General features: G+C 45.2%; 15 protein-coding genes. 6 read left to right on the top strand and 9 right to left on the bottom strand.

Annotated elements, in window-relative coordinates; translation table 11 throughout:
• Nucleotides 1-192 precede the first annotated feature (192 nt).
• Nucleotides 193-606 (bottom strand): peptide chain release factor 1, encoded by a 414-nt coding sequence (locus QUA56_RS03090; RefSeq protein WP_333353063.1) that lies wholly within the window; start codon nt 604-606, stop codon nt 193-195.
• A 165-nt stretch (nt 607-771) separates the two neighbouring features.
• Between QUA56_RS03090 and QUA56_RS03085 the strand changes: the two genes are divergently transcribed.
• A complete protein-coding gene (locus tag QUA56_RS03085) occupies nt 772-978 on the top strand; it encodes a hypothetical protein (protein WP_190734170.1) in 207 nt (68 codons plus the stop codon).
• Between the two features lie 238 nt (nt 979-1,216).
• Entirely contained in the window at nt 1,217-1,636 is a 420-nt protein-coding gene (locus tag QUA56_RS03080; RefSeq protein WP_333353060.1) for a DUF6335 family protein, read from the top strand.
• Between the two features lie 261 nt (nt 1,637-1,897).
• On the opposite strand, the gene QUA56_RS03075 is transcribed toward QUA56_RS03080, so the two are convergent.
• The 3 genes from QUA56_RS03075 to QUA56_RS03065 all read right to left on the bottom strand — a co-directional run bounded on the left by QUA56_RS03075 (nt 1,898) and on the right by QUA56_RS03065 (nt 4,799).
• The gene (locus QUA56_RS03075; protein ID WP_333353057.1) at nt 1,898-2,578 is read right to left on the bottom strand and encodes a response regulator transcription factor; all 681 of its coding nucleotides are present in this window, start codon (nt 2,576-2,578) and stop codon (nt 1,898-1,900) included.
• Nucleotides 2,575-4,029 (bottom strand): HAMP domain-containing sensor histidine kinase, encoded by a 1,455-nt coding sequence (locus QUA56_RS03070; protein ID WP_333353055.1) that lies wholly within the window; start codon nt 4,027-4,029, stop codon nt 2,575-2,577. The genes QUA56_RS03075 and QUA56_RS03070 overlap by 4 nt, the downstream gene beginning before the upstream one ends.
• Nucleotides 4,030-4,187: 158 nt before the next feature.
• Nucleotides 4,188-4,799: a cupin gene (locus tag QUA56_RS03065; protein WP_333353053.1), complete on the bottom strand. Its 612-nt coding sequence runs from the start codon at nt 4,797-4,799 to the stop codon at nt 4,188-4,190.
• Nucleotides 4,800-5,084: 285 nt separating this feature from the next.
• On the opposite strand from QUA56_RS03065, the gene QUA56_RS03060 reads away from it, so the two are divergent.
• The 3 genes from QUA56_RS03060 (at nt 5,085) to QUA56_RS03050 (ending at nt 9,058) form a co-directional block, all read left to right on the top strand.
• A complete protein-coding gene (locus tag QUA56_RS03060; RefSeq protein WP_333353050.1) occupies nt 5,085-5,873 on the top strand; it encodes a YHS domain-containing (seleno)protein in 789 nt (262 codons plus the stop codon).
• Nucleotides 5,874-6,050: 177 nt separating this feature from the next.
• On the top strand, nt 6,051-8,324 hold the full coding sequence (locus QUA56_RS03055; protein WP_333353047.1) for a glycosyltransferase: 2,274 nt from the start codon (nt 6,051-6,053) through the stop codon (nt 8,322-8,324).
• 32 nt (nt 8,325-8,356) lie between these two features.
• Complete coding sequence (locus QUA56_RS03050; RefSeq protein WP_333353044.1) at nt 8,357-9,058, top strand: DUF4079 domain-containing protein; 702 nt, start codon at nt 8,357-8,359, stop codon at nt 9,056-9,058.
• A gap of 158 nt (nt 9,059-9,216) precedes the next feature.
• On the opposite strand, the gene QUA56_RS03045 is transcribed toward QUA56_RS03050, so the two are convergent.
• The 3 genes from QUA56_RS03045 to QUA56_RS03035 all read right to left on the bottom strand — a co-directional run bounded on the left by QUA56_RS03045 (nt 9,217) and on the right by QUA56_RS03035 (nt 14,773).
• Nucleotides 9,217-10,095 (bottom strand): sugar ABC transporter permease, encoded by an 879-nt coding sequence (locus QUA56_RS03045; protein ID WP_333353041.1) that lies wholly within the window; start codon nt 10,093-10,095, stop codon nt 9,217-9,219.
• Between the two features lie 568 nt (nt 10,096-10,663).
• A complete protein-coding gene (locus QUA56_RS03040; protein ID WP_333353037.1) occupies nt 10,664-12,127 on the bottom strand; it encodes a CIA30 family protein in 1,464 nt (487 codons plus the stop codon).
• Nucleotides 12,128-12,250: 123 nt separating this feature from the next.
• Nucleotides 12,251-14,773 carry an ATP-binding protein gene (locus QUA56_RS03035; RefSeq protein WP_333353034.1) on the bottom strand — a complete coding sequence of 841 codons (2,523 nt, stop codon included), beginning with the start codon at nt 14,771-14,773 and terminating at the stop codon, nt 12,251-12,253.
• Nucleotides 14,774-15,231: 458 nt separating this feature from the next.
• Here QUA56_RS03035 and QUA56_RS03030 point away from each other — a divergent pair, with 458 nt between their 5' ends.
• The gene (locus tag QUA56_RS03030; RefSeq protein ID WP_333353032.1) at nt 15,232-15,606 is read left to right on the top strand and encodes a hypothetical protein; all 375 of its coding nucleotides are present in this window, start codon (nt 15,232-15,234) and stop codon (nt 15,604-15,606) included.
• A gap of 138 nt (nt 15,607-15,744) precedes the next feature.
• On the opposite strand, the gene QUA56_RS03025 is transcribed toward QUA56_RS03030, so the two are convergent.
• Nucleotides 15,745-16,605: an Hpt domain-containing protein gene (locus tag QUA56_RS03025; protein WP_333353029.1), complete on the bottom strand. Its 861-nt coding sequence runs from the start codon at nt 16,603-16,605 to the stop codon at nt 15,745-15,747.
• A gap of 515 nt (nt 16,606-17,120) precedes the next feature.
• On the bottom strand, nt 17,121-18,047 hold the full coding sequence (locus QUA56_RS03020; protein WP_333353026.1) for a DMT family transporter: 927 nt from the start codon (nt 18,045-18,047) through the stop codon (nt 17,121-17,123).
• Between the last annotated feature and the right edge of the window lie 180 nt (nt 18,048-18,227).

Raw genomic sequence — 18,227 nt, 5'->3', positions numbered from 1 at the left:
GGGAGTAAGAAATTCACAAATGATTTAGAACTGCTATATCATCACCCTAAATAATGAGGATCTGCATCTAGGAATGCTAACACGCTACTCATAGCGGTAAGGTGCAACCTAATGACTGATGACTAATGACTGATGACTAATGACTGATGACTGATGACTAATGACTAAGGACTAATGACTAATGACTAACAACTATCGCCAATAAGGCCGGCCTTTCCAAAAAACTCCCACCGCAATTCCTATTAGTGCAGCTTCCGATAAACTTGCTAAAGAAGCAGGTATGGGTAGGAATGATTTTAAAACCAAACCCAAGAGCACGCACAAAACTAAAACCCACAAACTAATTCGGTTGAGCAAAAATTGTTGTTGCCAATACTCTAAAAAGTAGACTGCTAAAGCTCCCATTCCCACTGCTACTGCGAAAGGTATCAATATCCCGAGGGAGGAGCCGTAGAGAAGCATCAGGACGTTGCGGATTGCCCGCGATTGCGTGAAACCCCAGGCTAAAAATAGCTCTAGCCCAATCACGATTGAGTTGACGAGCGCGGCAATTTGCAGCATTTCTCGCCAAGGTAAAAGTTTTAAGCGCCGCAGAAAATTGTTCACGATCGGCAGATTAGGTAGGTTGCTTTGATTTTATAACAGTTTTGCCCTGGCGATCGACCTTTGATGACAATTTGTGAAGTAAAATAAAGATATAGAGCAGTCTCTTGACAAATTCACCCAGAGTACGTGCCTATTAGTTGTTGGAAACGTGAAAGGAAAAAAGTTATGGTGGAGAACACTGTCGATTGTGCTGTAGCTTGCGTCAATGGCTGCGTTCTGGGCGACAAGTGCCCGAAGCGGGAATACGCAGAAGCAACGTCCAACTTTATTGAAAATACTTCTCTGGATAAAATGCTAGAAATAGCAGAGGAAGCGGTGAGAAGGAAACGGATGGAACCCCCCAAATGGGTAATTCCTGATTTTCCCGAATAGAATTAGCCTCCCCATTAAAAAGCGATCGCCCTTTTGAAACGGGCGATCGCTTTTTGTATTCCCAATGAAATAGCTGAGCCGAATCAATATATTTCCTGGGATAGAAGCTAAAAGCTTAAATAGCACTTATCATACTACTTAATTATAGCCAAGGGCAATTAATAAAAACAATTCAGCTAAAGCCAAATTCGGACATTTTTAATTTAATTGAGTTCAAAAACAAACAGGAGCAAGTATCGTGGCACAGCAAAAAAAAGGCAACGCAAAAACAACAACAGAACGCGATAATTTGGGCGAATTGCCTCAAGAAATTACCGAATCTTACGGTACCGGCGTCATCGATCGACCGGAATTGAGCCAAGACGACATAACAACCCTGCAGGACAGCAGTTCGGAATACTCTTCCACTTCCCACATCGGCGGCGAGGATGGCGATCCGGCTGCGGAACAAGAAAGTGCGACTGGCGAGCAATCGGTGGGCGGAAGTGCGCCTACTCCCGACATGGATATGGTTGACGAACTCGGAGCCGCTGCGGGCATAGAAATGGCCGATGGGGCTATTTTGCACACAACAGATATGCTTGAACGTCGAGATGAAAGTCGGTGGGAATTAGACCCGAGTTCTGCGGAAGATTATCAGGAACGACCGGATTTCTAGGTCTAATTTTTACAAAAAAATAGGTACTATAATAGGAGCGGGTTCACCAGTATCCACACTTACAGCATATTCCAGGTTCATGAAGTACAGTATCCGCCTTAATTGTGTGGTACGTGTTATGTAGGGTGCGTCGCTGCTCGTGTTTAATGGAACTTGCAGATTTACTGGTGGCGACGCACCTTACTTACGACTCTTATTGTGTGTACCGCATATACATGGAATATGCTGTAATCTGCCAAGTATTTGTAAATCCGCCCCTCCTCACTTTTGCTCTCGCAACACGTATCCAACTCCCCGAACAGTATGCAGCAGGCGTTTTGAGTTACTTGCTTCTAACTTAATCCGTAACGCACGAATATACACTTCAATAATGTTTGACTCGCCCATAAAATCGTAACCCCAGACTTTTTCTAAAATTCGATCGCGGGTAATGACTTGGCGGGGATTTCGCAGCATAAAATCTAGCAAATCAAACTCTTTGGCAGTGAGTTCAATTAGTTGACTGCCTCGATAAACTTCACGGGTTAAACCGTTCAAGATTAGGTCTTCAAATTGTAAGTTATCGGCGTCATTTTGTTGAGTGCGGCGCAGACGTGCTTTGACTCTCGCGAGGAGTTCTTCCATACTAAAAGGCTTAGTAACATAATCATCGGCTCCAGCATTTAATCCCGTCACGCGATCGGGTACTTCATCTTTTGCTGTTAACATAATTATTGGTACTTGAACACCAGTCGATCGCAACCTTAAACAGATGTCTAATCCAGAGATGCCGGGAAGCATCCAATCTAAAATTAATAAATCCGGTTGAGCATCACGAGCCATCATTAATCCATCCAATCCATTTGGGGCGACAGTGACGTGATATCCTTCAAGACTAAGTTCAGATTCGATGAACTTTGCCAGTTTAGGGTCATCTTCAACAAGGAGAATGCGATCGCTCATAGCTGCGGATTCCAGACAGGTAAGGTGATAGTAAAAATACTACCTTCTCCCGGTTTAGATCGGAGCGTAATACGTCCTTCCATGCCTTCGATCAGACTTTTGGCGATCGCCAATCCCAACCCCGTACCGTCTCTAGAGCGCGTCATTGACTCATCCACCCGGTAAAATCGTTCAAAAATCCGGTTTTGATGGGGCAGAGAAATACCAATTCCGCGATCGCCCACATGAATCATCACCTGCTGTTCCTTCTTTTCTAATACTAACTCAACTGGTTGTTCGGGAGCAGAATACTTGATTGCATTATCAACTAAGTTGATTAACACCTGTTGTAAACGATCCTGATCGGCACAGGCTACAACATCCTCATCAGTTGACACCAAAAGAATTTTTCGATTGCTAACTTTTTGACTCATTTCGGCCACCTCAGCCACCAGAGTATTCAGCATCACCGGATTCAAACGAAAGTGCAAGTTGCCGCTATCAGCCCGTGCCAAATCGAGCAAATCTTCTAACATCCGAATCGTGCGTTCAGTTTCCCCAACGGCTGTTTCCAGTGCTTGTTGCTGATAGTCACTTAAGTTAGTGCTGCGACGCAGCAAACTTTGTAAATAACCAACTACAACCGTCAGAGGAGTGCGTAATTCGTGGGAAACATTACCGACAAATTGGCGTTGTTGCTCCCAAGAACCAGATAAGCGAAACAACATCTCATTAAAGGTTTGCGCTAGTCCTAAAATCTCATCAGGAGCCTGATGCAGTTGGAGTTTTGCCGCCTGCAAATTATCAGCCGACAAAGTGCTAGCTACCTGACTCATATGTTCCAAAGGATGGAGAGCATGACGAATGCGACTGGCGATCGCCAACATTAACACTAAGATTACCACAATACTGACAACAATTAGACTGCGAATCCCATCATTTAACTGACGTTGCTCATCAGTGATATCTTGAGAGAAATATACCGTACCCAGTAACTCATTTTTAATCCTCAGAGTTCTGCTACAGATCACCAAATAGCGATCGCCCACTTGAACAAAAGTCGGCTCTGCAGGTACTTCCGTCAACGAGATCATCTTCGTAATCTTAGAAGATTGCAGATCCATATCAGGTGAATTTACCAAAAGCATCCCATCATTTCGCTTCACCCACACCATGATTCCTCCTGTCGAAGCTTTGTGGACGCTTCGGGTTAAGCCAATTTCTAGTGAACCCATTTCACTATAAAGCTCAACCTGTTCGGGAAAGCGTATTCCAATGTATTCCAGGGTTTGTTTATGGGCACCGACTAGATTTTGCGACCTTTGCCAGCCGGCCCAAAATGCCACACTGCTAAGTCCTAAAATCGAGAGTACCAGCAATTCCAGCGTCAGGCGAAACTGAAGCGAAGAGGTAGAAATTCGCTTGCCAGTGAGATGATTAATAGCGCCTTTAAATTGGCTAATTAGCTTCATTTTATGGTCATGTAGTGAGGAGAATTAAGCATTAAAATGAGTCAAAATTCAACTAGATAAAATTAGTATCGCGTGGAACAGACGAAAGTTGGTGCAGCCGCGATAATCGCCCGTTATATTTGAGGTTTGTTGATATTTGCTTTCATCAGACTGCTATCTTAAAAGTTTTCTGCAGTGCCTTTACTCTGGTTAAACTCAAATCGCCGATCGTAATCTGTTACACCATAAAGATTAAAACTAATGGTTGGTCGATCTCCCAGTGCTTCCACATGATGAATCGCATCTGGCATTAAGCACAAAACGTCACCAGGAGCAAGCAAAATATCGCCCACTGTTGTGATTTTATCGGGAAACTTGCGAGTTGGCGATCGCTGCCAAAAAGTATTTTTCTCCTGTCCATCAAGTAGCGCCACCAATCCCCAACTGGCATGATTGTGAATCGGAGAAACAGCACCCGGTGCCCAAGCCACCAACTGCACCGTCAGAGGAAAAAATGGTTCATCATAAAGTGTTTGTACTGCCCACCCTGTCTCAGAGTCAGGCTCAAGGAGAGCAATTTGAAACCAGGAAGAACTATCTAACAACCTGCGGACAAGGGGACAAATTGCCTGGAGTCGTAAATAATCATCACTAATTTGGTCTAATACATCTTCCAAGTCAGTTAAAAAGCGGTAAAGTCGGTAGGGATGGGTCAAATCTTCAATTTGACTTGTAGCCTCAAAAATATTGCACTGTCCATCATCAGTCACTAACCAGTCTTGTCCTGTCATAATTTCTCAACTCGCGGTTAAATTACTGCACTACTAAAAGATAATCAGGGTTAATCTCCACTCTATAAGACATTCCTGGCAACTAGATGATGCGTTCCTAATTCCCAGATGAATTTTTGCTGAAGAAAGTGGCGTATAAAGTATTCAGAGTTTTATCTCCCATCCATCTCTTCCTCATCTAGCACTCATTTTATTGAGTGTTAATGTAAACAACCTCAAGTCTTGAGGACAACAAAAAGCCAGAAAAATTGCCAGAGAGCAAGAAGTCTCAAGCAAATATCTGGGATGGAACTATTAACAATTTATCTGGGAATTAGACACATGAAAGTAAAATACATTACCACGATCGCCATTGCCACCATTCTCGGTTTGGCAACAGCTAATGTTAGCTACGCCAACTTCAAGGCTGCCACAAGCTTAAACTCTACAACCGTTTCATTCAAGATTGCAGAATCCAATCCTTGTGCTGGTAAAGCCAATCCTTGTGCTGGTAAAGCCAATCCTTGCGCTGGTAAAGCCAATCCTTGCGCTGGTAAAGCCAATCCTTGCGCTAGTAAAGAAAATCCTTGTGCTGGTAAAGCCAATCCTTGTGCTGGTAAAGCCAATCCTTGTGCTGGTAAAGCCAATCCTTGCGCTGGTAAAGCCAATCCTTGCGCTGGTAAAAGCAGCACAACAACCCTTCATCCTCAGTTTTACACTGAAAAAGGTGTGGCTCTTGATGGTCAAGATGTCGTAGCCTATTTCACCCAAAGCAAATTAGTTATGGGAGTTAGCCAATTTAAACATAATTGGGGTGGAACAACTTGGATGTTTGCTAGTGCAGCAAACCGTGATATGTTTGCTCAAAATCCTGAAAAGTATGCTCCTCAATACGGTGGATATTGCGCCCAGGCTACCAGTGAAGGAAATCTTGTTGTCACTCAGCCTGACGCTTGGAAAATCGTTAATGGGAAGCTTTATCTCAACTACGACAAGAAAGTACAAGCACAGTGGATGGGGGATATCCCCGGTCACATTGCTTCAGCAAACAAAAATTGGCCGGCTATTCTGAATAACAAAGAACTGTTCCGCTAAGCTCAAATAGAACTTAGGGCGGGCGGGACACCCCACAACCAATTTGATGTCTGGTGGCACAGGCATCTTGCCTGTGGCTGCTTAGGGCGGGCGGGACACCCCACAACCAATTTGATGTCTGGTGGCACAGGCATCTTGCCTGTGGCGCCAATTCATAGAATTTGCTGAAACAAAATTATGACTTCATGGCTTAATTATTTGGGCTTTCATCGTCGAGATCGTACCCCCAGAAACCGGATACCGATCGCCACCACCGTCATGTTAGGTTCGGTCATTTTAGCGGGTGGACTTGTCGCTGCTTGGTTTTCCGGTAACGGCACTCTCGATCGTCTATTTGCCCAACTCCAAGCAATGCAAAATCATCCTCCCATGTGGCTGCAAGTGCCGATGGTCATGGGGGAGTATTTGCTAACACCTACGGTCGCTCTGCTGGCGATTTCTTGGGTGATTATGCGGGTTTCGCCCGTACCCCGAACCTGGTCGCGGGTGGTAGTTGTGGGAATTTTGTTGATGTTGGTGACTCGTTATCTGCTGTGGCGATCGCTCACAACCTTAAATGTATCCGATCCATTAGATGGAGTCTTTAGCATTGGGTTGTTCCTTCTAGAAATTTTCCTCTTGCTTACCAATATCCTTCAGTTATTTTTGATGTTGTGGGTAAAGGATCGGCGTCCAGAAGCGAATCGGTTGGCAATCGATGTGGTTGAGGGTCGATTCACGCCATCGGTTGACATTTTGATACCCACTTATAACGAGCCTGCCTATATTCTCAAACGCACGGTAATTGGTTGTCAAGCCCTCGACTATGCGAATAAAAAGATATATCTGCTCGATGATACGCGGCGTAAAGAAATCCGGCAACTTGCAGATGAATTAGGGTGTGAATACATCACTAGACCTAATAATTTTCATGCGAAAGCAGGAAATTTGAATCATGCCTTAGCTTATACTCAAGGAGAGTTCATTGTTGTATTTGATGCCGACTTTATCCCTACCAAAAACTTTCTGATTCGCACCCTTGGTTTCTGCCAAGATCCCACAGTGGCCCTGGTTCAAACGCCTCAAAGTTATTACAATGCTGACCCGATCGCCCGTAATCTAGGCTTAGATAACGTTATCACACCGGAAGAAGAGGTTTTTTATCGCCAAATTGAACCTATCAAAGATGGTGCCGGCAGTGTAGTTTGTTCGGGAACCTCCTTTGTTGTGAGACGCAGCGCCTTAGAACACGCCGGAGGATTTGTCACCGAATCTCTTAGTGAGGATTATTTCACCGGCATTAAACTCTCTGCTAAAGGCTATCGCTTGGTATATCTCAATGAAAAACTCAGCGCTGGCTTGGCGGCGGAAAATATTGCAGCTTATGCAACTCAACGCCTGCGCTGGGCGCGAGGAACTTTACAGGCGTTTTTTATTGATTCCAATCCTCTGACTATTCGCGGACTTAAACCGATTCAGCGACTGGCTCATTTTGAAGGACTTTTGCATTGGTTTACCTCCATTCCCCGCGTGGGTTTTCTGTTGATGCCTTTAGCTTATTCCTTCTTGGGCGTGATTCCCATCCGAGCCAGTGTTCAAGAAATGTTGTACTTTTTTCTGCCCTATTATTTAGTACAGTTAACGGTTTTTTCTTGGTTGAATCACCGATCGCGATCGGCATTACTGTCTGATATTTATTCACTGTTACTAGCGTTCCCGCTGGTTCTGACCATCATTCAGGTGATGCTGTCTCCCTTCTCCAAAGGATTTAACGTCACAGCCAAAGGCACTGTGAGCGATCGCTTTTCCTTCAACTGGAAGTTAGCGCTACCGTTGCTGCTATTATTTATTCCAAATGCGATCGGCCTGTGGCACGTTCTGGGAACCTGTTTGATTCAATTTCAAATGCACGCATCAGAGCCGGAAATCATCCAGCATTTCAAAGGGTTGGGGATTGGTTGGATTTGGAGCGCCTACAACCTTTTAATTATGAGCATCACGCTGTTAATTTTGTTAGACGCTCCTAAATCCGATCGCTATGAATGGTTCGATCTGCGTCGATTGGTACGGCTTGCGGTGAATGGACAGATTTTTTGGGGCGTGACTACTTTCATTTCTGAAGTGGGGGTTCACGTAGAGATGACTCAAGCCCAATTGCCTGTTATTATTACAGGAGAAACACTCCCGGTGACACTAAAAATTCTGGAAGATAATTTGAGCTTACAAGGGCAAATCGCTCAGATTGACTTGAGTGGTGAATTTCCCTCTGTACAGATCCACTTTGACAAATTGGATCTTGCTCAACATCGGTGTCTGGTGGAGATGTTGTTTTGCCGTCCAGGTCAATGGAAACGTCCTTGTGCTCCTGGTGAGTTAAAGTCTCTGTTCCTGCTATTTGGGATTTTGTTGAAGCCTCGGATTTTGTTCGATCGCGATCGGGCGATCGATTTCCTGAAGGTCTCAAAAGTTTAGTTTTATCAACTTTAAGAACGAAAAGGTGCTGTATGGAATTTAAAGATTTTCTGGTTTTGCTGCATCCTATTTTCGCTGTAGCGATTGTTTTTCCTATGCTTGGTGTTGTTCTCAATATGGCGTGGCAAACTATGCAGCGTCGGAAGCAAATTGCGATCGACACCAAGAGCAAAATTCCACCTGTAGTCGGTCAAGAACACGTCAAAGCAGGTCGAATTCTGTCAGGTTCTGTGGTAGGAGTGACGTTGTTGGGTCTAGCCTACCCGATTTTTGAGCATATTTTGAGCAAGGATGTTTGGAGCAAAAACTCCTTTCAGGTCATTTTCATTGTGCTGATGTTTGTTGCAACTATCGCCTCTTTGGTCATGCTATATCGATCGACACCCGCTTTATGGCGGGGCATATTTGCCACTCTAACAGGTACTGGTTTGGTGATTCTTGGCACTCAAGATGGCGTTTATCGGCTAACCAATGAATGGTATTGGTCTCACTACTACATTGGCATCACCGCTGCGCTAATTATGGTTTTCTCCCTTGCGATCATTCAAGACATTTACAAAGACCGCTCAAATCGCTGGCGCACTATCCATGTCATCTTGAACTCGATCGCTGTGCTGCTCTTTCTGGGACAGGGAATGACCGGAACCAGGGATTTATTACAAATTCCTCTGAACTGGCAGAAACCCTATATTTATAGCTGTGATTTCGCCAATAAGACCTGCCCAAAGCCGTGAGCGATCGCATTACTTCGAGATTCCAGCCTAAAATTAGTAGAAATTAGAGCAATAAACCCGGTTTCTGAATGTAATAAAGTCCTGGTAATCACAGGAATGAGAACGAGAAACCGAGTTTATGATGCCCGAATTGCGTCAGCCCTAATCAGTCATAAATCTTAATCATTGCGAGCCAAACCCTGAAGACTAACTTGCAAAATCGACAAACCCAAAATTAGCAAAAACAAAACCAGCCCGATCGTACAAGCATAGCCAATTTCCAAATCATTAAAAGCCCGTTCGTAAAGATAATAAACAACAGTCTTAGAACTATTGCGAGGCCCGCCCTGAGTCATAATATAAACTTCTTCAAAAACCTTAGTAGCAGAAATCGCCGAAATTACCGCAACCAAAACTAGATAAGGCTTCATCAGCGGCACAGTAATATCCCAGTGCTTTCCCAAACCATCAGAACCATCAATAGCAGCCGCCTCATAAAGTTCTGCCGGAATAGCTTGCAGCCCTGCCAAATAAATCACCATGTAATAACCCAATCCTTTCCAGATAGTAACTGCCATGACGCTAAAGATTGCTAGCTTCGGATTAGCCAGCCAAGAAACAGGAGGTAAACCCAACAATTCCCCCAACTGATTCAGCAGTCCAGTCTCAGCAAACAGCCACTTCCAAGCAATCCCGGCGACAACCATTGAAATCACCGCCGGCGTGTAGTATGCTGCTCGAAACCAGTTCATCCCCTTAAGTTTTTGGTTGCACAAAATCGCCATTCCCAACGGCACAACAACCAATACAGGCACAACGCAGGTGAGATACAGCAGCGTATTCGTCAAAGTTTGCCAAAATACTCGATCGCCCCACAACCTGTAAAAATTCTTCAACCCCACCCACTGCGGCATTTGAGTCAAATCATATTCGTAGTTGGTAAAACTCAAATAAAAAGCTTGCACCGCCGGCCACAAAACAGTCAAACTTAAAATAAATAAAGCCGGCAGCAAAAACAAATAAGGCGTCAAATAGCGTCGGGAAAAAGTCACAGACATAAATTAATTATTAGTTATTGGTTATTAGTTATTACTCGTTAACAGGGTCTGCCTGGTAACGCAGATCCGGAGGCTCTGCCTCCAATTTTCCTACTAACAAGCGAGGCAGAGCCTCTGGACATTGATTCCCAGGTTGAGCCTGGGAACCAGCTATAAAACTCGCATTTTACTCGTTAACAGGCTCTGCCTGGTAACGCAGATCCGGAGGCTCTGCCTCCAATTTTCCTACTAACAAGCGAGGCAGAGCCTCTGGACATTGGTTCCCAGGCTGAGCCTGGGAACCAGTTAATATTTCTTGTCCCCCCCTCCCGCGGGGGGTTAGGCAGGGTGGATTAATTGTCATCCTAGAAATAGGTACGTAGTTGGGCTTTAGCCCTCTTTATATATACGTCTAAAGAGGGCTAAAGCCCAACTACGTACCTTTATTAATTAATATAACAGTTGCGTCCCAGACGCGAGCTTTGAGCGGTGCTTTCTGTCGTTTCAGTTTTCTTCTCCTCACAATAAAACCACCCTGCTTATTAAGGGGGGTTAGGGGGGATCTAGACTTCGACCCTACAAACAATTGTTATTTAACTCCCGAAAACAAACCCTGCCAATCTCCGGGAGAACCGGCATTTTCCCCCTCTTTCACCTCAAAAGTAACATTGCAAGCTTGCGGTTGTTCCAAAGCCTCCACGCACAATTCTGCAATATCTTCCCGACTGACTTTGCCCCTAATATTGTCTCCTTGCTCAAATATTAAAGCTTTGCCTCCCGCTTCTTCAGTCAAAGCGCAGGGTCTGACAACAGTATAAGGTATGCCGCTCGATCGCACGCAATCTTCCCCTTTCAACTTCCAAGTCAAAATCCCCCCCAACATATCATTCATCCTGACAGCCGGCGGTTCTTCTTCCAAGTTAATTCCCGGGCGGCCCGGGCGGGTAACTCCTGCCGAACTCACCATCACAAATCGCGGCAAATTATCTCCCCCATCAGCTTTAATAGATTCTAACTCCAGTTGAAAAATACCCGGTGTAAATTTCGGGTTGAGCGCGCCGTCATATTCAAACTTGCTCAACATTAACTGAAAAGAAAAAATACTGCTGGTATCAAATTTCGAGCCATCCTTAACAGTTTTCGCGCGGAATACTGGAATTAACTCATCAAAAGGAACAGTGACAGTAATCCAGATATTGTAAACAGTATCAAAAGAATAGCAATAGCCAATTCCATCCCATTTAGCTTCGCTGCGAACAATCAATTTGTAGCGCTTGCCGTCGCCCTTAACGCGCAGTTGGAGGCCGCTAAATCCTGCGAGATTGAGCGGAGGATCGAAGTTGCGGGTACGCACCGAAGCAAAGCCGCCCGAGTTGGCAGTAGAAACATTGCCTGTGAATATAGCTGTATTGTCTGTAAGTACGATCGAACTTTCGCTGGTGCCGCCCATCACGATGTCGTCGAGGGCACCCCAAGTTTCTTTTAAATCTTGGCTGGGTTTTGTGAAGTCAAAAATTGTTTTGTCGCCTGCTTGAATTAGCTGGCGGCGAACAGCTTGCACTAAATTGTTAAGGCCTTTGTATTCGACAATTTCGGGAACATCGACAACTTCCGGCATATAAAATTTGATGCCTTGATAGTATTTTTCCCGAGTTGGGGTGTCTCCTTCTACTGGTTGAACTTTAGTGCCGGTACAGCAGATAACCGCTTCTACGCCCTCGGTTACTAGCGGTGTTAGGGTTTCTGGGAGAGTGATATCTCCCTCGACTAATTCGATATTTTTGCCGAGAATTTCTGTTGCTCTTTTAGCATCTCTGACGAGACAGCGTACTTTATATCCCCGCTGTTGCAGCCGCTTGACAACTCGCTTCCCGACGCCGCCGGTGGCACCGGCTACCAGTATCAGTTTGGGTTGGTCTTTTTTACTGTTGCTGCTGCTTCCAAACAGTTGTTGCAGCCAGCTAATGCTGCCAATGAAGGGAATGACGCCGAAATAAGCCAAGGTTTTGACAAACCTGCCGGCATCCCATTGGGCGGTTTTTTTTTCAGTCATAGTCGCTTCCTCTGAATTGGCTCAAATCTACTTAGCTGCTTTTGTATTTTAATCGAATTTTCGATTTTTGAATTTGGTCGATTCCCTACCATTCGGGATAGCTTCGTTCGCGCGGACTTTTGTTCACTTGACAATGGGTGTGGGATGAGTTTGGCTCAAGGGAATCTCAATAATCAACTCCGTTCCCTCTCCGGGGGCTGAAATGCAAGTCAATTTGCCGCCGTGTTGTTCTACCACAATTTCGCGGCTAATCGCCAAACCTATCCCCACACCTTTGCCCACAGGTTTTGTGGTAAAAAACGGCTCAAAAATTTTCTGGCGAACTGTTTGGTTCATGCCCCAACCGTTGTCCTCAATCCGAACTGCTACGGCTTTTTCTCCCGGACAAACTTCAGTCACGATCCGAATTTGTCCCCACTTGACGGGCTCTTGTTCGCCCCCGTAGTGCGGCGATAAATTCTTGTTGACAAAGGCATCTTCTAGAGCATCAATTGCATTTGCCAGTACATTCATAAATACTTGGTTGATCTGAACTGCGAAACACTCGACCAAAGGCAGACAGCCATATTCTTTGATGAGATGAATTGAGGGTCGATCGGGCTTCGGTTTGAGTCGGTTGCTCAAAATCAGCAAAGCGCTGTCCAATCCGTCGTGAATGTCAACTGGTTTAATCTCTGCTTCGTCAATTCTAGAGAAGTTTCGCAGCGACTGAACTATCTCGCGGATGCGGTTAGCTCCTACTTTGATTGAACCCAGCAACTTCGGCAAGTCTTCAACTATGAACTCTAATTCTGCTATTTCTATTTGTGCTTGAATTTCTGGCGAAGGCGACGGATAGTGTTGCTCGTAAAGCTGCAATAAATTAATCATTTTTTGACTGTATTCGTTGGCATAGCTAATATTTCCGTAGATGAAGTTAATCGGGTTAGTGACTTCATAAGCTACCGCCGCCACTAACTGTCCCAAACTTGACATTCTTTCGCTTTGCACCAATTGAGTTTGCGCCCGCTTAAGCTCGGACATCGCTGTTTTTAAATGAGCTGTTTTTTCGCGTTCTCTGGCGACTGATGCTTCTAGTGCTGTATTTAATTTTTCGAGTTTGGCTACTTGGCGCAGCACTATATTAATCATTGCTTTTTTGAGTTCCAATGCAGCGTCTATTTCGCATTGTTTCCAAGGCAACGATTTGTACTTCACATTTTCTTTCCACAGCTCGAAGGATTTCCGAGGAGACAGTCGATGGCTGCCATCTTCATCTATTTGAACTGGTTTGTTGGGTTTGCCAGCCCAATTTACAGTCTTAATTACTTCCGGGCGAAACCACAAAACGTATATTTTCTGAGTCGGCGATATTGCTACAGCCAAACACCCGCTGGCCGTGTCTTTAAATTCCTCAGCTTCTGGATAGAATTTGGTCAGCGAGTCTGTATAAAAAAATTCTTTCTTTAGGTATTTTTGCACCCACTTAGTTAAGTATTTAAGCGATTCTCCTTGAGGTGTTTGCCCGACTGGATAGCAATTGTCTCCAAATATTATGGCTGCTCCCTGGGCGTTGACTGCTTCCAGCAAATTATGCTGACAGTTAACTAACACTTGGGACAAGTTTTCAGAGGTGGATAGGTCTTCAAAAATCTTGGTTTGAATAGATTTTAAGTGTAGTTTGTAGTCGTAGTCTTCGTTTCCTTCTTTTGATTGCAGTTCTAAGGACATTACTTGTCCGATAAATTCGCAGGCTGCGCGCAATTCATAGTTGAGATATCTCGGTGTATAGTGGTGGCAAGCAATCAATCCCCACAGTTTTTTGTCTTTGATTAACGAGATTGACATCGAAGCTGCAACGCCCATATTTTGCAGGTATTCTATGTGAATGGGAGAAACGCTTCTCAACACGCTGAAACTGAGGTTTCGGGGCCGATCGGTAACAGCCTTGTTTCCTGAAATAATGGGGACTGGTTGATAATTAATATCTGGGATTAACCTCAGCCAGTTTAACGAATACAGTTGTCTGGCTTGTTTGGGAATATCTGAGCTGGGGTAGTTTAATCCTAAGAAAGGACTCAGCTTTTCTGCTTTGTCTTCAGCGATCACAGCGCCGTTGCCTTCGCGGTCAAATTGATAGACCATAACTCTATCAAACCCAGATATTTTTCTGACTTCTTCTACAGTCAGTTGACATAATTCATTGAGATTTTTGGCGCTTTGAATTTTGCTAACAGTGGCTCTCACTGAATGATAAAAGCTAAAAACGGAAAGATTTTCTTGGGTGGTGGCTAATTCTAACTCGACCATCAAAACTTCTTCTACTCGGTGAAGGATGCAGTCAAATTCTAAAGATTTGCCTGCTCTTTTAAAAAATAGTTTAATTGGATTGACGGTTTTTAAGTTTTCATTCCGCAAACAGGCCTTGAGTTTTTCTAGTTGAAATCGATCGAACAATAAGCTCAAATCTTGACCGATCGCACTTTCCGCATCGACTCCTAACAAATCTTGCGTATTTTCGCTGACTTGCAGTATTTCTAGTTGAGGTTCTCGTACAACAACTAGCACCCCGTGTGGCTGAATGTGTCCCGATAGGTGAATTGGTTCTCTGTCGCAGTTTGTCAAGTCAACTTCTTCGACTGCTGGGATTGTGATTTGTCTATCCATTTTGGGTTTTTTCCGCTGTAAATTTTCGAGAGGGTTCTATTAATTTAAATTTGAGATTAAATTGGCTTTTCCATAAGAATCTTAATATTGTTCGATCGCATAACGGCTCGATCCCTAGATAGACGCTGACAATCAATCAGTCGAAAATCGGCCTGCCGTTGTGTTGCTGCTGCACCGGCGCGGGCATTCTAGATATTTTACGCACTTGGCTCTTCTATACGATCGATCCCCGATGTTAATTATGGCAGCAATTGTTGTAATTCTTCAAGTAGGTTTAATACTTTACCACAAATTTAATATTTGTGGTAAAGTATTGCCAGCAGAAAAAGGGGGAGATAAATCTGCCTTCAGACCGACCTACTGAGGAAAATATTAAGTTAAGGTAATGGTGACAAGATATAAGAGTCAAGTCACGTTAAGCTCTTTAAGTATATTCAACAGGCCCGACAATTAGACTGATGCTCGACTTAAATACAGTTAGTGATTTTTCTCATACCTACTGCATATCTATCTGTGCCTTTTTAGTTCCGGCAAACTTGCTGACTACTTTGCAGACAGGGATTTTGACAGGACTAAACCGACCTAGAATACAAGTTTGGGCGTCTGCGGTTGTGGCAAGCCTTTGGGCTACAGCAATGATATTTCACGTTTTTACCTGGTTCGCCATCGGGGTAGTAATGCCTCCGACATACATCTTGCTAGTTATGGGAATCACTTGTCTGACAATCAATGTCTGGGCGATCGCTCATCCTGCAAGCATGATGCAATTAATTCGAGTTGCGGTATCAGTTTTGAGGGGAACTTTCAGAAGGAAGAATGATTTAGTTATCTAGGAGAAAAGGATTTAGTTATCTAGGAACTCAAAAAGAATTTGGCAGGGGTTAATGTGAAAGGTTTCAGGGAAAATATTGGTTTCAGAAGCAAGTTGTTCTGGTGCCAAATCGTACTTCCCAGGTCTGAGTTTTCAGCGGTTATTCCTGTTCGCGATCGCGACAGCGTTCTTGTTCTTCCGGGCCGCGGGGATGGATCGTGCAGTTGAGCTGGTAGCCGCCGTCGCTTCTGCCGTAATAGTAGCGGCATCCGGTGCAAATTGGGGGACGTTCGATCGCACTTTGGTAAACCGGATAATCCGCAGTCGCCAGCAGCGAAAAGTCGCGTTGCGTCTGAACAGTCCCGATAATAGCGCCGGAGAGTTCGACAGCTTGGCGGATGTTTTCGATCCTGCTGTAAGGCGGCAGGTAAATGTCAACACAAAGGCGTATGCCCAAGTCTTCTTGCTCGTGGCGGGTAATAGTGCCTCCGAGCAAACCGACGCGCGAGGCAATAGCCGAGGAAAATTCGCCCAGTGAAGTGCAGTAACCACAGAAAACGTGAATGTGTTCGTCCGTACTAGCTCTGACAGTCAGGCGAGTGGGAATGAGCGCTCTCAGGTAAGCGTCGAGTTCGTCAAAAACTGGTTCCGCGAGGGAGAGCATTTGGTTTGCGTCTTCGCTGTTGAGCCCAAAACCCTTAGAAACCTTGTACACGAGCGCTGCTAAAATATCAAAAACTTGGGTTAACAGCGATAGCAGCCTGCTATCAATGGCGATCGGACATTCTCTGAGCAGTTTTAAATAATCCTCCAAACGATGAGCAATTCGCTGAATGCTGCTAAATCCGAGCATAGCTGCTCCCCCTTTAATCGAGTGCGAGGCTCGGATTAGCTGGTGTATTCTTTGGGTAGCTGGCACGGTGTTTTGCAAGTCTTGCAAACCTTGTTCGATGATTTGGATGTGTTCTGTGGCTTCTTCGATAAAGTAGCCGATGATGCGCTGTAGTTGTTCTGGCAGCATAATTTTATTCTCCGAAAGGCACCCGAGTATCATTAGTCAGTAGTCATTAGTCAGTAGTCAGTAGTCAGCAGTCAGCAGTCAACAGTCATTAGTCAGCAGTCAACAGTCAACAGTCATTAGTCAGCAGTCAACAGTCAACAGTCAACAGTCATTAGTCAGCAGTCAGCAGTCAGCAGTCAGCAGTCAGCAGTCAGCAGTCAGCAGTCAGCAGTCATTAGTCAGCAGTCAGCAGTCAACAGTCAACAGTCAACAGTCAGCAGTCAACAGTCAACAGTCAACAGTCAACAGTCAGACATTTGATACAGCAGATGGCAAGTTTATCAAGTACACCCTTCTATCGATAGATCCCCGTAGGGACACGGCAATGCGGTGTCTTTACAAGGGCTTACTTACCACCAAAAGTGCTGTAGTTTGGAACCGATATTTAACTGACGAGTTATTTGTGTTTTCAAGCCCTAATTTGTTTTATTCTGACTCACGGCAACTGTAGTGGCAATGTCGAAAACTGTTAACTCTTAACTGTTGACTGTGATTTTTTTGGCTCCGACGGTAGCGGTTGCTACCCCCAACAGCAGCACTGCAGCACCTGCGAGTACCGCCGGCGCCGGCACTTCCCCAAACATCAAATAACCCAAAAAACTCGCCCCAACCGGTTCAAACAAGATGGCAAGAGTTACCAGAGTTGGGGAAATCTGCACTACGGCCCAGTTCAAAATGGTGTGGCCGACTAATTGAGGCAAAGCGGCCGTTAATAAAATATAAAAGTATACAAGGTGGGGGTAATTAGTATAAGTAGTGCCGAAGGCGAAGGGGAGAGGCAGCAGGACGATCGCAGCAACAGTATAGGCGATCGCGATATAGCCACCAATTCCCAGTCCCCGCCGCTGAGCTTCCCGGCCCAGCAGCAAATACAAGCTGACGGCCCAGGAACCAGCCAGAGCCAGGAAATCGCCCAAAAGTTTGCTGCTGTCGGCATTGGCTGCGCCCGCGCTTCCGAGGGCGATCGCCATTCCCCCAGCCAGGGCTACAGTAATGCCAGCGATCGACATTTTGCTGAGTTTTTCGCCGAACCAGAAGCGCGACAACAGCGCTACCCAGACAGGATTTGTGGTGACGAGGGCTGTCGAGGCGGCGATCGAAGTATAAGAAAGTGAGGTAATCCAGAGGGCAAAGTGCAGGGCGAGACACAAACCCGCAGCAGCAGCATAGCGCCGAGCTCCGGGCCGCAGGGCGTTCCACTGAATTTTCCGCCAAGCCGGAAGCAGAATTAAAGCAGATAAAGTCAGGCGAGAGGCGGCGAGTACCAGACTGAAACCGAAGCCGCCCGCGCCTGCTGAAAAGTTAGCCAGCCGAATTAAGATTGAGGAAGTTGAGACGGCTAAAACGCCGATAATTAACACTAGGGCGATCGACCAATTCGGCGGTTGTTTCGGAAGATTCATTTTTTAGGTATTGGGCATTGGGCATTGGGCATTGGGCATTGGGCATTGGGAAAATTTACAAAGCAATTTTCGCACAAATTATGAATAATTTCTATTCTCTTCTTCTCCTCTCCTCTTCTCTCTTCCTTCGCGTCCTTCGCGCTTACGCGCCGCTTCGCGTAACGCGAGGAAAGCGGTTCG

Source organism: Microcoleus sp. N3A4, assembly GCF_036701805.1.
GTDB lineage: Bacteria > Cyanobacteriota > Cyanobacteriia > Cyanobacteriales > Microcoleaceae > Microcoleus.
This window is presented reverse-complemented; position numbering and strand designations above follow the sequence as displayed.